The sequence below is a fragment of the Anaerovorax sp. IOR16 genome, from assembly GCF_017168145.1.
Classification (GTDB): domain Bacteria; phylum Bacillota; class Clostridia; order Peptostreptococcales; family Anaerovoracaceae; genus IOR16.
Window position 1 is genome coordinate 236,759 of record NZ_JADQTL010000010.1, and the last position, 15,580, is coordinate 252,338.

The window sequence follows — 15,580 nt, forward strand, 5'->3', positions numbered from 1 at the left end:
TGTATGGCCATAATCAGTCGTCCAGATCAACCATTTATACCAGAAGAAATTACCGTACACCTGGGAGATCCCGATACCCCTGCCGAAAACATAACTGTGTCTTTTCCTAATTACATTAAAAATGTTGCTTCCAGTGAAATATATCCAACGTGGCCGGAAAGTGCCATCCGTGCAAATATCTACGCTCAAATTACTTATGCACTAAATCGTATCTATACGGAATGGTACCGTAGCCGGGGATATGATTTCGACATAACCAATTCTACAAAATATGATCAATCCTTTGTACCAGATCGTGATGTTTTTGAAAATATCGCAAAAATAGTAGATGAAACTTTTAACAGTTATGTAGCAAGACAAGGTAGAATTGAGCCTCTCTTTACTGCTTATTGTGACGGCAAAAAAACAACTTGTGAAGGATTATCACAATGGGGTACAGTCCCTCTTGCAGAAAATGGATACACCCCTTATCAAATTCTGCAATATTACTATGGGGATGACATAAATATTATAAGAGACGTTCCTGTTAATGCCAATTTTGAATCTTATCCACTCTATCCTTTACGCCTTGGAAGCTTCGGGCAGGATGTAAGTGTTATTCAAAATGAACTAAACCGTATCAGTCAAAATTATCCTTCTATACCTAAAATCATTAATGATCAACCAGGTATTTTTGGTGCAGAAACCGAAGATGCTGTTAAGCAATTTCAAAGAATTTTCAATTTAAGCGTTGATGGTATTGTTGGAAGTTCTACCTGGTATAAAATAAAATACATTTATAATGCAGTAAAAGGACTAGGAGATCTTGTCTCTGAAGGTGTTTATCCGGAAGAAATCGAAAGTCCCTTTGAAGTGGCTTGGGAAGAAGGCGATTCCGGTATTTGGATTAAATTATTACAGTATTATATACGTGTTCTTGGATGTTATTACCCTGATATCCCTGTCATTGAAATCACCGGTTATTTTGGACCGGAAACAGCAGAAGCGGTGATTAAAATTCAAAAAAAATTTAATTTAATTGTAGATGGTATTGTCGGAATTCAAACTTGGGCACTCCTTGACAGACAATACAAAAAAATCTTTAACAATATCCCAGAAGGCTGTTTACAGAATAAAAGCATTTATCCTGGTTATATGCTCTCAAGAGGAATGGGTGATAGAAATGTTACCTTACTTCAAACATATTTACAAAAAATTTCTGAATCCGATCCTGAAATTCCAAATGTAGATGTAAACGGCATCTTTGATGATAAAACAGAAGCTGCCGTACGAGCAATTCAACAAAAATATTTAGGTGAAAACACTGGTTTGGTTGGCCCAATTACTTGGAGTCAGATTGCAGTAATTTATGAAAATTTATAGAAAGGAGAAAAAACATGCCCATAATCAGTCGTCCGGATCAGCCATTTATACCAGAAGAAATCACTGTTCACCTGGGGGAACCTAATGAAGCTGCAGAAAATATAACAGTTTCTTTTCCCGATTATATTAAAAACGTTGCTTCCAGTGAAGTATATCCAACATGGCCGGAAAGTGCCATCCGAGCCAATATCTATGCACAAATTACTTATGCACTAAATCGAATCTATACCGAATGGTACCGTAGCCGCGGATATGATTTTGATATAAGCAATTCAACAAAATACGATCAATCTTTTGTGCCAAATCGAGACGTCTATGAAAACATAGGGCAAATAGTAGATGAGATTTTTAACAGCTACGTAGCAAAACAAGGAAGAATCGAGCCACTTTTTACTGCTTATTGTGACGGCAGAAGAACAACTTGTGAAGGATTATCACAATGGGGTACGGTCCCCCTTGCAGAAAATGGATATACACCGTACCAAATTCTGCAGCATTATTATGGGGAAGACATTAACATTATAAGAGACGTTCCCGTCAATGCCAATTTTGAATCCTACCCCTTATATCCTCTTCGCCTTGGTGCTTTTGGGCAGGATGTAAGCATCATTCAGCATGAATTAAATCGAATTAGTCAAAACTATCCTTCTATACCTAAGATAGTAAATGATTTGCCAGGTATATTCGGTGCAGAAACCGAAGCTGCTGTTAAGCAATTTCAAAAAATTTTTAATTTAACAGCAGATGGTGTGGTCGGAAGTTCTACCTGGTATAAAATAAAGTACATCTATAACAGTGTCAAAGGATTAGGCGAGCTTATCTCCGAAGGCATTACGGAAGAAGAAATGGAAAGTCCATTTGCCGTGTCTTGGCAAGAAGGTGATTCCGGTTATATGGTAAGAGCGTTGCAATACTATATACGTGCCCTCGGCTGCTATTATCCGGATGTTCCGGTGATAGAAATTACCGGATATTTTGGACCGGAGACTACAGAAGCCGTAATGGCACTTGAAAAAAAATTTAATATCATTGTGGATGGTATAATTGGAATTCAAACTTGGGCTCTTCTCGACAAATTATATAAATCGATTTTAAATCAAATTCCTGAAGGGTGCTTTGAAAGTAACATACTTTATCCCGGCTATATCCTAACAAAAGGAATGGGCGATAAAAATGTAACCTTACTTCAAACATATTTACAAAAAATATCCGAATCAGATTCTGACATTCCTAAAGTAGAGGTGACCGGTTATTTTGATGAAACAACCAAAGAAGCCGTACGTGCAATCCAAAAGCAATATTCTATGAATGTAGCCAAGGAAGTAAGCGGGGCAGTTGGCCCAATTACTTGGAATCAGATTGCAGTACTTTATGAAAATTCATAAAGTTTATATCAAAAGGGGAGGGCAAACGCTTGGCTATTATCAGTCGTCCGGATCAACCATTTATACCAGAAGAAATTACCGTGCACCTCGGAGAACCTGATGCACCCGCCGAAAACATAACTGTATCCTTTCCTGATTACATTAAAAACGTTGCTTCGAGTGAAGTATATCCAACATGGCCAGAAAGTGCAATCCGTGCAAATATCTATGCACAAATTACTTATGCATTAAATCGTATTTATACGGAATGGTATCGAAGCCGCGGATACGACTTTGACATAACCAACTCCACAAAGTACGATCAATCATTTGTTGCAAATCGGGACGTTTATGAAAACATAGCACAAATAGTAGATGAGGTGTTTAACAGTTATGTTGCAAGACAAGGAAGGATTGAACCTCTTTTTACTGCCTATTGTGATGGCAAGAAAACAACTTGTGAAGGACTATCGCAATGGGGTACAGTCCCCCTTGCTGAGAATGGATACACTCCTTACCAAATTCTACAGCATTATTATGGAGAAGACATCAATATTATAAGAGACGTTCCTGTCAATGCTAATTTTGAATCCTACCCACTCTATCCCCTACGTCTAGGAAGCTTTGGCCAGGATGTGAGTATTATTCAGCATGAGTTAAATCGAATCGGACAAAATTATCCGTCTATCCCGAAAATTGTTAATGACCAAAACGGAATTTTTGGTGCAGAGACGGAAGCTGCTGTAAAACAATTTCAAAAAATCTTTAATTTAACTGTAGACGGTGTCGTTGGAAGTTCTACCTGGTATAAAATAAAATATATTTATAATGCAGTAAAAGGTCTTGGAGATCTTGCTTCAGAAGGTTTAATCTCTGAAGAAATCCAGAGTCCATTTGAAGAAATATGGGAGGAAGGCGACTCCGGTATCTGGGTAAAAATAATACAGTACTATGTACGCGTCGTTGGATGCTATTACCCTGATATTCCAGTTATAGAAATCACCGGATACTATGGACCAGAAACAAAAGCTGCAATTATGGAGCTTGAAAAAAAGTTTAATCTTATTGTAGATGGTATCGTTGGAATTCAAACTTGGGCTCTTTTAGACAGCCAATATAAAAAAATTTTAAACGACATTCCGGAAGATTGCCTAGAGAATAAAAGTATTTATCCCGGCTATATCCTAACAAAAGGAATGGGCGATAAAAATGTAACCTTACTTCAAACATATTTACAAAAAATATCCGAATCAGATTCTGACATTCCAAGGGTTGATGTTAACGGTATTTTTGATGAAAAAACGGAAGCTGCTGTGCGGGCCATTCAACAAAAATATTTAGGAATAAACGTAGGTTTCGTTGGTCCAAACACTTGGAGCCAAATCGCAGTGATTTATGAAAATTTATAAAAGGAGGTAGACGCATGGCCATAATCAGTCGGCCGGATCAACCATTTATCCCAGAGCAAATAACGGTACATCTTGGAGAGCCAGATGCCCCTGCCGAAAACATTACCTTATCCTTTCCGGATTATATTAAAAACGTTGCTTCCAGTGAAGTTTATCCGACTTGGCCCGAAAGTGCAATCCGAGCAAACATCTATGCACAAATTACTTTTGCATTAAATCGTATTTATACGGAATGGTACCGAAGCCGTGGATATGATTTTGATATAACCAACTCAACTAAATACGATCAATCTTTTGTTCCAAATCGTGATGTTTTCGAAAACATTGCAAGAATAGTAGATGAAATTTTTAACAGCTACGTTGCAAGACAAGGTAGAATAGAACCTCTTTTTACTGCCTATTGCGATGGAAGAGAAGTAACCTGCGAAGGATTGTCTCAGTGGGGCACGGTACCTCTTGCAGAGGACGGTAAAACACCATACCAAATTTTGCAGTATTATTATGGAGATGACATCAATATTATAAGAGACGTTCCAATCAATGCAAATTTTGAGTCCTACCCCCTTTATCCACTCCGATTAGGGAGCTTTGGGCAAGATGTCAGTGTCATTCAAAACGAGCTAAACCGGATCAGTCAAAATTATCCTTCTATCCCGAAAATTGTCAATGATCAACCCGGTATATTTGGTGCAGAAACGGAAGCAGCGGTAAGACAATTTCAACAAATTTTTAACTTAACTGTAGATGGAATTGTCGGCAGTGCTACTTGGTATAAAATCAAATACATTTATAATGCTGTAAAAGGTCTTGGTGAACTTGTCTCAGAAGGCATTGCCCCCGAAGAAATTGAAAGTCCATTTGTAGTCGCTTGGCAAGAAGGTGATACCGGCATATGGGTAGAAGTCCTCCAATACTACATACGTGTTCTAGGATGCTATTATCCGGATATTCCAATTATAGAAATAACGGGTAATTTTGATGCAGAAACTACGCAAGCTGTCATTGCAATTCAGAAAAAATTTAACTTAATTATTGATGGGGTGGTTGGAATTCAAACATGGGCCGTACTTGATAAGGAATATAAAAAAATACTAGATAAGCTACCCGAAGAATGTCTACAAAATAAAACAATTTATCCAGGCTATCTCCTTTCAAAAGGTATGGGTGATAAAAATGTCACTCTAATGCAGACTTATTTGCAAAAAATATCGGAAGCCTATCCTGAGATTCCAAAAGTTGAGGTTACTGGTTACTTTGATGAGCAAACGGAAAACGCTTTAAAAGCATTTCAGCAGAAATTTGTTGGAACAGTTACCGGATTAATCGGACCACCTAGCTGGAATAAAATATCTAGCATATATGAATCCCTGACAGAAGCAACTTAACTTTAAGATGCTTTAACAAAGGATTTAATATTACAATCAAATGAAAAAGCACTCAATTTAGAAGATGTACTCCATATGTTTGAGTGCTTTCACTTTTTATAATTGATTTAAACTTTGTTTGATATCATCTAGTATATCTTCTACATTTTCTAGTCCGACAGAGATACGAATCAAACCCGGATTCACACCGGCAGCAATGAGTTGTTCATCAGTAAGCTGTCTATGCGTAGCGCTTGCCGGATGAAGTACACAGGTTCGTATATCTGCCACATGAACTTCGTTAGAAGCAAGCTTTAATCCATCCATAAATTTGACTGCAGCCTCTTTCCCGCCTTTAATATCAATGGAAATGACACCACATGTTCCTTTCGGAAGATATTTTTTTGCTCGCTCGTAATATTGGTCTCCCGATAAAGCCGCATAACGTACGGCTTCAATTTTATCTGATTCTTTAAAAAACGTTGCAATCTTCAATGCATTTTCACAGTACTGCTTCATTCGAATTGGTAACGTTTCCAGCCCTATATTTAAAAGGAATGCAGAATGGGCTGCCGGATAAGCTCCAAAATCTCGCATTAGCTGCATACGCGCTTTAATGATGTAAGCCATTTTCCCAAAGTCTCTTGTATATACAACACCGTGATAGGATTCATCAGGCTGTGTAAACTCCGGAAATTTCCCCGAAGCAGTCCAATCAAAATTCCCGCTGTCAACGATAACACCGCCAATTTGTAACGCATGACCATCCATATATTTTGAAGTAGAATGAATGACAATGTCTGCTCCAAAAGAAATTGGCTTACAAAGAATTGGTGTTGCAAAGGTATTATCAATAATTAAAGGGACCTTATTTTCATGAGCAATTTTAGCGAATTTTTCAATATCCAAAACAGCGAGTGCCGGATTTGCTAACGTCTCTCCAAAAACTGCCTTGGTATTCGGTTTAAAAGCTTTTTGAATGGTTTCCTCATCTGCTTCTGAATCGACAAAAATACACTCTATTCCTAATTTTTTTAAAGTAACTGCAAAAAGATTTACTGTACCGCCATAAATAGTTGTGGTACTAATAAAACTATCTCCACTATTGCACAAATTTAAAATAGAAAGTAGGGAAGCAGCCTGTCCCGAAGACGTACACATAGCACCAATACCGCCTTCTAAGTCTGCTATCTTTTTCTCTACAGCTTCTACCGTCGGATTCGAAAAACGGGAATACATATGTGCGGTTGGCATATCAAATAATGCACCGATTTTCTCGGTACTGTCAAATACATATGTTGTGCTCTGCACAATCGGCATTACTCTAGGCCCACCATTTTCCGGTACATAGCCGGAATGTAGGCATTTTGTCTCGTCTCTCATAGTCAACGCTCCCTTCCTGGTCAAAAATATTTTAGAGTTATTCTATCACAAAGCCTTTTTCTTTTCTATCAATTCTTTTTGTTTTTTTGCACAAGCCTGTGCCATTTCAAACAAACGCTCTGCTCTGGTATGTACCCCTTTACTCAAACCTCGATTATCCCATACTTCCATATCAAGATTATCCTCTGCATAAAAAAACTGTGCTAAACTTATTCCTCGAAAACGAGAAACGGCTAAAAGAGAAGCGCATTCCATATCAACAGCAATACACCCTTGCTGCTTTCTGCGAGCTGTTTTTTCTACCGTCTCACGATAAATTGCATCTGTCGTCCAAACCTTTCCACACACATAAGGCTCATTATATTCTTCAAAAACACTTTTCAAAAGTTCTAAGGAATCCGTTTCTACTCTTATCTCATCGGATGGGGGAAGATAATGATAACTCACACCTTCATCTCTCATCGCAGAAGTAGGAAGAATGATATGCCATTTACCTAAATTACGATCCAACACTCCGCAAGAACCAAATACGACAAAGCTTTTTGCCCCTCTTGCAATCATTTCTTCCATCTGTACCGCACATGCAGGTGCACCGACTCGTGACATATAGACTGCCATATTAGTTCCTTTATAGCAAACACGATAAACCGGCGTTCCTCCTTCCTCTGTATCAAGCGTACATATATGCTCTTTTTCTACTTTCTCCAATGCCGTTTGCAACAAATGATTGGAAAAACATGTTACTGCAATCTCTGGGAAACCTTGCAAAGGAGGTGCCACCATCTCAGGTTCTATGATTGCATTCTGATTGGTATCAAACTCTTCTAATAATATCGCCATTGATTTTCTCCTTTTTCCTTATTCCCTATAGTATAATCGATAAACCTTTGGGATTCCACCTACACGCAAAATTGATTTTTATAAATATTACAACTCAATTTGATTATCTTTGTGATTATTACAATTTATTATTGGGTATAATGATATTACAAAGGATGATTCTACTCGCAAAAGAATCAAAAAATAGTAAGATAAGATGGCAAAGGATCACAGGAGACTGTGATTCTTTGCTTTTTTGGTATATATCATTGTATTTATTCTAACAAACCAATATAATATTAGTAAAAATAACAATGTTTATGGCTCCAATTTAGAAAGGAGAAGCATCTATGTCATTAACAATCGCTGATGCTTATAAATTAAAAAGTTTGCAAAATGTCACAATACTTACTGGACAAAGTGGATTTCAAAATGTAATTGACCGCATGTCTATTTTGGACTATGAATTTATATCGTATAAAATGCAAGGAGAATTCATTAAAAATGATTTTGTTCTCTCAAGTTTTTTATTTGCAAAAGACGATGTAAACCTTCTGATTGCAGCAGTGAAATCACTAATTGATAATGGTGTTTCCTGTCTTGGTATTAAAAATGTTTATTATAAAGATCTTCCCGAAGACTTGATTTCCTATGCAAAAGAAAAATCATTCTCTATTTTTTTATTTGGTCACGATATTTACTTCGAAGATATCATTACAGAAGTAACAGATACATTAAGGCTAATAGATAATAACCAACTGCTAGAAATGAAAGTTGACAATTTAATTGGAAATGAATTGAGCCGTTCCCTGGTAAGAGAACTTGCTTTAGATATCAATTCCAATTTCAAAGAACGCTTCGTCGTTCTTTATTGTAAAACGTTGAAACATACCGGTGAAGGGACACATTTTCGCGCCTTAGAACGCTTAAAAAACTTAGATTACTTTAAAAAAGAACATTCTATTTTTAAGTATAACCAAGGTATGCTGGCCATTCTTACATTTGATAATCTAAGAAAAATAAATTCAAAAAAAATAGCTCAAGAATTTTGGTTATATACAGCTTTGGATCCTGATAATTATATCTTAGGTGTTAGTGATTGCCTTCTTGCACTTCACCAATTGGACAAAGGGATACAACAAAGTCTATACGCTTGTAAAGTCTGTGAAATTCAGCAAAACCGTCAAAGACTTTATGAAGAAATTGGTTTGTATAAAGTAATCTTACCTTTTCAGGATAGTTTTTGGCTTAACCATTATTATAAAAGCATTCTCAGTCCACTCGAACAATACGATGAAAAATATTCTGCCGATTTATTAAAAACAGCTATTTCCTATGTAAATAATGATGGTAATATACGAAAAACAGCGGAAGCTCTGTTCCAGCATGAAAACACCATTCGATATCGGCTGAATAAAATTAAAGAAATTCTATCTATGGGCGAAGATAACAGTTCATTTTATCCTCAACTTTGTTTCGCAGTTCAAATATATGAGCTCGAGTCTTTTGTGTGATTTCTACAAATTTATTGTTATATCTTTATAATTTTTACAAAGATATTTATTATATGATTTATATTGAAAGAATGCACTTTTTTTTATTATTTTACATCATGAATAAAGGAGAATCAGAAGCATATGAACAAGAAAACGCTAATCGGAAATATTATGTTACTTACAACTTCATTCATTTGGGGTACTGCTTTCGTTGCGCAAAGAGTCGGAATGGATCACATTGAACCTTTTACTTTCGGTGCTTCCCGCTACATATTAGCTACTTTTGCATTACTTCCTATCATCTATTTCTTAGAATCTAAGAAAAGAAAAACAGAGATAGCAAATAGTAATAATTTTGATTTTACTCCAGAACAAAAAAAAGAAGAACGGCTCGCTTATTTAAAGGGTGGTGCTACATGCGGATGTGTTTTATTTATTGCTTCCTCTCTTCAACAGATTGGACTTGTATACACAAGTGCCGGCAAGGCAGGCTTTATAACCGCTCTTTACATAGTTCTTGTTCCTATTTTTGGTATTTTCCTAAAAAAGAAAGTTCGTGGTCTTACTTGGCTTGGAGTTCTTTTTGCAACCATTGGTCTTTACCTACTTTGTATTAAAGAAGGCTTTACTTATGAGTTTGGTGATCTAATTATATTTATCGGTGCTTTTTTCTGGACCGGTCATATTTTATGCTGTGACTACTTCACCAAAAAATCCGACCCTGTAAAACTTTCCTGTGTACAGTTTTTCGTTACCTTTGTTTTTTCAGTGATTGCTGCATTCTTATTTGAATCCCCTACTTGGGCCGGCATTGTTGAATGTACCATTCCGATTGTGTACTGCGGTGTTTTTTCTGCAGGAATCGGATACACACTTCAAATGGTTGCGCAGAAAGACACGGATCCAACCATTGCTTCTCTAATCTTAAGTTTAGAAGCGGTATTCGGTGCTTTGGGCGGCTACTTCTTACTGAGTGAAATACTAACCATCCGTGAACTTATAGGCTGTGCCATCATGTTTGCTGCAATCATCATAGCACAACTTCCAAGCAAGGAAACAGAAACCGTTTAAATTTAATTAAAACTCATTCCATTGAATGATTTCCACATTAAAGTCACAGCTGAGGTTTATTTATCTCATCTGTGACTTTTTATATGATAATTTAAAATAACTATAGTAGGAAAGTAAAAGGTTGATTGTAAACCTTTTACTTTAGTTTAGTTGACATATAATTTTTGTTTTATTATAATTAATACTATCTTTTAACATAGAAAGGATTTCTCATGACAACAAAAGAACACGTTTTAAAGCTTTTAGAAGAATATAAGGGGCAAACCATTTCAGGAAGTAAAATTGCAAAAGAATTGCAAATTTCACGTGCTGCAGTATGGAAAGCAATTGAAGATCTCAGGCAAAACGGCTATAACATTCAAGCAAGCACAAACAAAGGGTATTCTCTTCCTTCTGAGAGTGATCTTCTTTCAACGCAAGGAATTCTTTCTCACTTAAAAAATAAAGATTTAGGGAAAGATATATTAACATACAAATCTTTGGAATCTACAAATCAAACAATTAAGAAGCTGGCAGCTGACGGAGCCTGTCACAATACCGTCGTTGTTTCAGAAATGCAAACCAATGGCCGAGGTCGTTTAGGCCGCAGCTTCTATTCACCAAAGGGAAGCGGTATTTACATGAGTATATTGTTAAAGCCCTCCAAAACCGAACAAACAACTTATCCATCTATCTTGATCACAACCGCTGCTTCCGTAGCGGTATGCCGTGCGATTGAAGAAATGACAGGAAAACAAATAAAAATAAAGTGGGTTAACGATTTATATTATAAAAACAAAAAAATCTGCGGTATTCTTACTGAAGGAATTACTAATTTTGAAACAAGTGCCATAGAATCAATTATTTTAGGTATAGGAATTAATTTTTCCTTTCCTACAGAAGAATTCCCGACAGAATTAAGTGAGATCTTTGGCTCTTTATTCAATCGCAAGGAAGACTTATTAAATTGCGAAAAATCAAAACAAACCCAAATAATTCCTTCAAAAAATGCGTTGATTGCTTCTATTTTGGATCATCTGTTTGAAATCCAACCACAACTGAACGATGGTTCTTTTTTAAAAGAGTACAAGCAGCGCTCCTGCGTCCTAGGCAAACGCATTACCGTCTTGTCACCAAGTGAAGCAATTCCTGCATTAGCAATTGACATTAATGAAACCGGAGGACTTATTGTTCAACTCTCAGATGGCAGCAAAAAAACTTTACAATCCGGTGAAATCAGTATACGCCCTGAAGATTTAACCACCGGATGGGAATAACGAAAAACTATCTTGCAATACTAGAAAGGATTAAAAATGTCCAACTCAAAATTAAAAAAACAAATTCTCTGTGCATTATTTGCAGCCTTAACTGCTATTTTTTCACAAATATTAATCCCCTTACCATTTACTCCCGTACCAATTAACCTAGCTACCTTAGCTATATTTCTCTCTACTACGTTATTAGGAACATACTATGGTACCCTTAGCCAAATCCTATATTTATTACTCGGACTTGTTGGGCTTCCTGTTTTTGCACATTTTTCTGGCGGTGCATCAATTGTTTTGGGTCCAACAGGAGGCTATCTCATTGGTTATGTTCTTATTGCACTTGTCAGTGGACTTTTAATCGAACTAAGTCAAAAACAAGGGTATGCTTTTCTTACCTTACCAGTGGCTTTAGCCGCAGGAATGCTGTTCTGTTATTTACCGGGAACGTTATGGTTTATGTATGTAACACATACGAAATTACTTCCGGCACTGAGCCTATGTGTTTTCCCATTTCTTCTTGGAGATGCACTAAAAATAATCACAGCAACCATCCTTACAAAGAAATTAAAAAAACATATTTCCTAATTCTTTTTCAAACTTGCAAACTTTTCTTTGACTTAGACCGTCGATACTATGTAAGGAGGAGCAAACATTAATGTCGACATTAAAAGAACCAAATAAAATTATTTACGATGAATTTGTCAGCTATGTACAATCCAATCAAGAGCGCTTTTATCGTTTGGCTTACAGCTACGTAAAAAATCAGCAAACATCATTGGATGTCATACAAAATGCAATTTACAATGGTCTTCGATCCATTAACTCCTTAAAAGATCCTTCTTATATGAAGACTTGATTCTATCGTATTTTAGTCAACGCTTCTTTGGATGAAATTCGAAAAAACAAGCGTATCCTTTCAACCGATCCATTTGAAATGCCGGAAAATATTGTTCAGGAAAGCATCACCCGGGACGAAATTATGGATTTGTACCAAGCCTTAGAAGGATTAAATCCGGATATGAAAGCCATTGTGATTCTTCGTTATTTTGAAGATATGAAGCTTCAAGAAATTGCAAGTATTTTAGACTTAAACATCAGCACAGTCAAAACAAGACTGTATAGTGCTTTGGAAAAACTAAAGCTACAGTTGAAAAGTGAGGTGTTCAACGATGAATAAGCTTGAAGAATTGAAAAAAATCTACGAAGGGACAACTATTCCCAAAGAACTTTCTCAAGTAGTACAAAGTGCTTTAAGAGAAAATTTTGATGATGATCCATTCGTACCATTAAAAACTGAGATTTTTGAGAATAAGGGAAAAACAAGAATGAACGAAAACAAAAAAAATAAGAAATTACACCGTACCATTGCGAGTACTGCTGCTGCATTGATTATTGTTACCGGTATTTTTTCTGTAGGAATTCACACAAATGAGGCTTTTGCCGACTCTGTCAGCAACGTACCTATTTTAGGGAATTTGGTTCGTGTTTTAATCGGGGAACAAATGGACGAAGGCGATTCCGTAGTGCATGTAGAAATGACGTTACCAAAGGTCGAAGGTCTTTCTGACAAAACGACAGAAGACCGTATCAATAAAGAAATTCACGATAAAATGACTGCCATCGTCGAAGAATCTAAGCAGCGAGCTATCGAAGATAAAGAAGCCTTTGTAGAAACAGGCGGCAAAGAAGAAGATTTTATGCAACGTGAAGTCATCGTTAATTACGAAGTAAAAAATATTTCTGACAATGTTTTGTCCTTTATCATACGTAAAACAGAAACTTCTGCCAGTGCGTACTTCGAACAATTTTATTACAACATTGACTTAATAACGAATAAGGATGTTACATTGAAAGACTGTTTAGGTTCAGATTATAAATCCATTGCAGATGAACAGATTAAAGCTGAAATTGCTGAAAGAAGCAAAGATCCGGACAATATATATTGGGATGGCTCGGATGGCATTGCAGGATTTAATACCATCAGCGACCAACAAAATTTCTATATAAATGAAACTGGAAACCCTGTCATTGTCTTTAATAAATATGAAATTGCACCGGGATATATGGGAATTCAAGAATTTGAAATTCAAAAATAAGTTCTGAAAAGATTAATATTAGTTGCCATAATAAAATCTTCCAAAGGATATGTACTTTGGAAGATTTTATATATATTGGAGTTTTAAATTATGATTTTAATAATAATCTACTTTAGATATAAGTTAAGTTTAAATAAAATTGATTACCTTAATTATATCTGCTTCATTAGATTGACCATCTCAATAGCGGATGCAGCACAGTCAAAGCCTTTGTTTCCACTCTTCGTTCCAGCACGTTCAATCGCCTGCTCAATGGTATCCGTTGTTAAAACACCAAACATAACCGGAATTTGAGAATCCAATGCAACTTGTGCAACGCCTTTGGAAACTTCTGCACAAACATAATCATAGTGTGAGGTTGCCCCTCTAATAACTGCCCCAAGGCAAATCACTGCATCATAATGCCCTGATTTAGCCATTTTCTTTGCAATCAAAGGAATTTCAAATGCACCTGGTACCCATGCAGTTGTAATGTCCTCTTCTTTTACCCCATGACGTACCAAACCGTCCAATGTACCGCTTAAAAGCTTTCCAACAATAAATTCATTAAACCTTGCAGCTACAATTCCAACCTTTATGCCTTCCGCAACAATATTTCCTTGTATTACTTTCATCTTTCTCTTTGCATGGCATTCGCCATACGACTCCTTTCTTAAATCATTCTCATATGTTTAAAATTTATTTCCCGCAGCAATGCAACAGATGTCCCATTTTTTCTTTCTTCGTTTTTAAATAAAAAGCATCGTCTTCTTGTGCCTCCATTTCAATGGAAACACGTTCCGTTATTTCAATTCCAAATCCTTGAAGACCATATATTTTACTAGGATTATTGGTCAATAGACGAATTTCTTTTACCCCTAAATCGGCTAATATCTGCGCGCCCGGCCAATACTCTCTCAAATCAGCAGCAAAACCCAAATCTAAATTTGCCTCTACGGTATCTCTTCCCTTATCCTGTAATTCATAAGCGCGCAATTTATTAATTAATCCGATGCCACGTCCTTCTTGACGCATATAAAGAAGAATCCCTCTACCTTCTTTTGCGATTTTCTCCATAGCAGCGGCAAACTGCTGTCCACAGTCACACCGAAGAGAACCAAATACATCTCCCGTTAAGCATTCTGAGTGAACACGGCAAAGTATAGACTTCCCGTCTCCAATATCACCTTTAACCAAGGCAACATGGTGTTCTCCATTGATTTTATTGATATAGCCGTAGACCGTAAAGTCTCCATATTTCGTTGGCATTTTTGCACAAGCTTTTTGCTCTACCAACTTGGTATAGCGCTGTCTATATTCCTGCAAGTCTTTAATGGTGATGAACTTCAATCCATGCTCTTGCGCAAGTTCAATCAATTCCGGTGTTCGCATCATTGTACCGTCTTCGCGCATAATTTCACAGCAAAGCCCGCACTCCTTTAATCCGGCAAGTTTCAAAAGATCTACCGTGCCTTCCGTGTGCCCTTCACGAACTAACACGCCACCGTCTTTTGCTGTCAGTGGAAACATATGTCCGGGTCGTCTGAAATCCTGTGGTTTTGCATCATCTGCCACACATTCCATTGCCGTTACGGAGCGTTCCTTTGCCGAAATCCCTGTTGTCGTTGAAACGTGATCAATGGAAACGGTAAACGCTGTACTATGGTTATCCGTATTTTCATTTACCATCTGTGGCAAATCCAAGCGTTCTGCAATCTCTTGGCTCATCGGCATACAAATCAAGCCTTTTCCATGCGTCGCCATAAAATTTACATTTTCTTGTGTTGCAAATTCTGCCGCACATATAAAATCTCCTTCATTTTCTCTTTCCGGGTCATCTGTTACTAAAATAATTTTCCCATCTCTCAAATCAGCAAGGGCTTCTTCAATTGTATTAAACTGAAACATATTTTCCTCCTATTACCTTTCTATCTTTTAATGAAATATTCCTTATTCGTTCTGTTTAACATTTCATCCTTCATACTTTAAT

Annotated in this window: 15 protein-coding genes; 11 read left to right on the forward strand and 4 right to left on the reverse strand. The window is 36.7% G+C overall.

What is annotated here, in order from left to right; genetic code table 11:
• The first annotated feature begins 3 nt into the window (after positions 1–3).
• From I2490_RS11720 to I2490_RS11735, 4 genes are read left to right on the forward strand one after another with little or no spacing between them, the layout of a single operon-like run.
• Positions 4–1,362, forward strand: coding sequence for a peptidoglycan-binding protein (locus I2490_RS11720; protein WP_206459950.1), 1,359 nt, complete (start codon positions 4–6; stop codon positions 1,360–1,362).
• A gap of 14 nt (positions 1,363–1,376) precedes the next feature.
• Positions 1,377–2,747 (forward strand): peptidoglycan-binding protein, encoded by a 1,371-nt coding sequence (locus I2490_RS11725; RefSeq protein WP_206459951.1) that lies wholly within the window; start codon positions 1,377–1,379, stop codon positions 2,745–2,747.
• A 29-nt stretch (positions 2,748–2,776) separates the two neighbouring features.
• Positions 2,777–4,135, forward strand: a complete 1,359-nt coding sequence (locus I2490_RS11730; protein WP_209010614.1) for a peptidoglycan-binding protein — start codon at positions 2,777–2,779, stop codon at positions 4,133–4,135.
• A 14-nt stretch (positions 4,136–4,149) separates the two neighbouring features.
• A complete protein-coding gene (locus I2490_RS11735; protein ID WP_206459952.1) occupies positions 4,150–5,520 on the forward strand; it encodes a peptidoglycan-binding protein in 1,371 nt (456 codons plus the stop codon).
• A gap of 96 nt (positions 5,521–5,616) precedes the next feature.
• Here I2490_RS11735 and I2490_RS11740 read toward each other — a convergent pair whose 3' ends face one another.
• Positions 5,617–6,882 (reverse strand): O-acetylhomoserine aminocarboxypropyltransferase/cysteine synthase family protein, encoded by a 1,266-nt coding sequence (locus tag I2490_RS11740; protein WP_206459953.1) that lies wholly within the window; start codon positions 6,880–6,882, stop codon positions 5,617–5,619.
• 45 nt (positions 6,883–6,927) lie between these two features.
• A complete protein-coding gene (locus I2490_RS11745) occupies positions 6,928–7,722 on the reverse strand; it encodes a nucleoside phosphorylase (RefSeq protein ID WP_206459954.1) in 795 nt (264 codons plus the stop codon).
• Between the two features lie 329 nt (positions 7,723–8,051).
• Here I2490_RS11745 and I2490_RS11750 point away from each other — a divergent pair, with 329 nt between their 5' ends.
• The 7 genes from I2490_RS11750 (at position 8,052) to I2490_RS11775 (ending at position 13,611) form a co-directional block, all read left to right on the forward strand.
• The gene (locus I2490_RS11750) at positions 8,052–9,215 is read left to right on the forward strand and encodes a PucR family transcriptional regulator (RefSeq protein ID WP_206459955.1); all 1,164 of its coding nucleotides are present in this window, start codon (positions 8,052–8,054) and stop codon (positions 9,213–9,215) included.
• A 123-nt stretch (positions 9,216–9,338) separates the two neighbouring features.
• Positions 9,339–10,268 carry a DMT family transporter gene (locus I2490_RS11755; protein ID WP_206459956.1) on the forward strand — a complete coding sequence of 310 codons (930 nt, stop codon included), beginning with the start codon at positions 9,339–9,341 and terminating at the stop codon, positions 10,266–10,268.
• Between the two features lie 212 nt (positions 10,269–10,480).
• The gene (locus tag I2490_RS11760) at positions 10,481–11,524 is read left to right on the forward strand and encodes a biotin--[acetyl-CoA-carboxylase] ligase (protein WP_206459957.1); all 1,044 of its coding nucleotides are present in this window, start codon (positions 10,481–10,483) and stop codon (positions 11,522–11,524) included.
• Between the two features lie 36 nt (positions 11,525–11,560).
• A complete protein-coding gene (locus I2490_RS11765; RefSeq protein ID WP_206459958.1) occupies positions 11,561–12,100 on the forward strand; it encodes a biotin transporter BioY in 540 nt (179 codons plus the stop codon).
• Between the two features lie 70 nt (positions 12,101–12,170).
• Positions 12,171–12,371 (forward strand): hypothetical protein, encoded by a 201-nt coding sequence (locus I2490_RS16700; protein ID WP_245157167.1) that lies wholly within the window; start codon positions 12,171–12,173, stop codon positions 12,369–12,371.
• A 9-nt stretch (positions 12,372–12,380) separates the two neighbouring features.
• On the forward strand, positions 12,381–12,692 hold the full coding sequence (locus tag I2490_RS16705; protein WP_330634669.1) for an RNA polymerase sigma factor: 312 nt from the start codon (positions 12,381–12,383) through the stop codon (positions 12,690–12,692).
• On the forward strand, positions 12,685–13,611 hold the full coding sequence (locus I2490_RS11775; RefSeq protein WP_206459959.1) for a DUF3298 and DUF4163 domain-containing protein: 927 nt from the start codon (positions 12,685–12,687) through the stop codon (positions 13,609–13,611). Before I2490_RS16705 ends, I2490_RS11775 begins: the two co-directional genes overlap by 8 nt.
• Before the next feature lie 152 nt (positions 13,612–13,763).
• On the opposite strand, the gene ribH is transcribed toward I2490_RS11775, so the two are convergent.
• Positions 13,764–14,225 (reverse strand): 6,7-dimethyl-8-ribityllumazine synthase, encoded by a 462-nt coding sequence (ribH, locus tag I2490_RS11780; RefSeq protein ID WP_206459960.1) that lies wholly within the window; start codon positions 14,223–14,225, stop codon positions 13,764–13,766.
• A gap of 64 nt (positions 14,226–14,289) precedes the next feature.
• A complete protein-coding gene (locus I2490_RS11785; protein WP_206459961.1) occupies positions 14,290–15,498 on the reverse strand; it encodes a bifunctional 3,4-dihydroxy-2-butanone-4-phosphate synthase/GTP cyclohydrolase II in 1,209 nt (402 codons plus the stop codon).
• Positions 15,499–15,580: the final 82 nt, after the last annotated feature.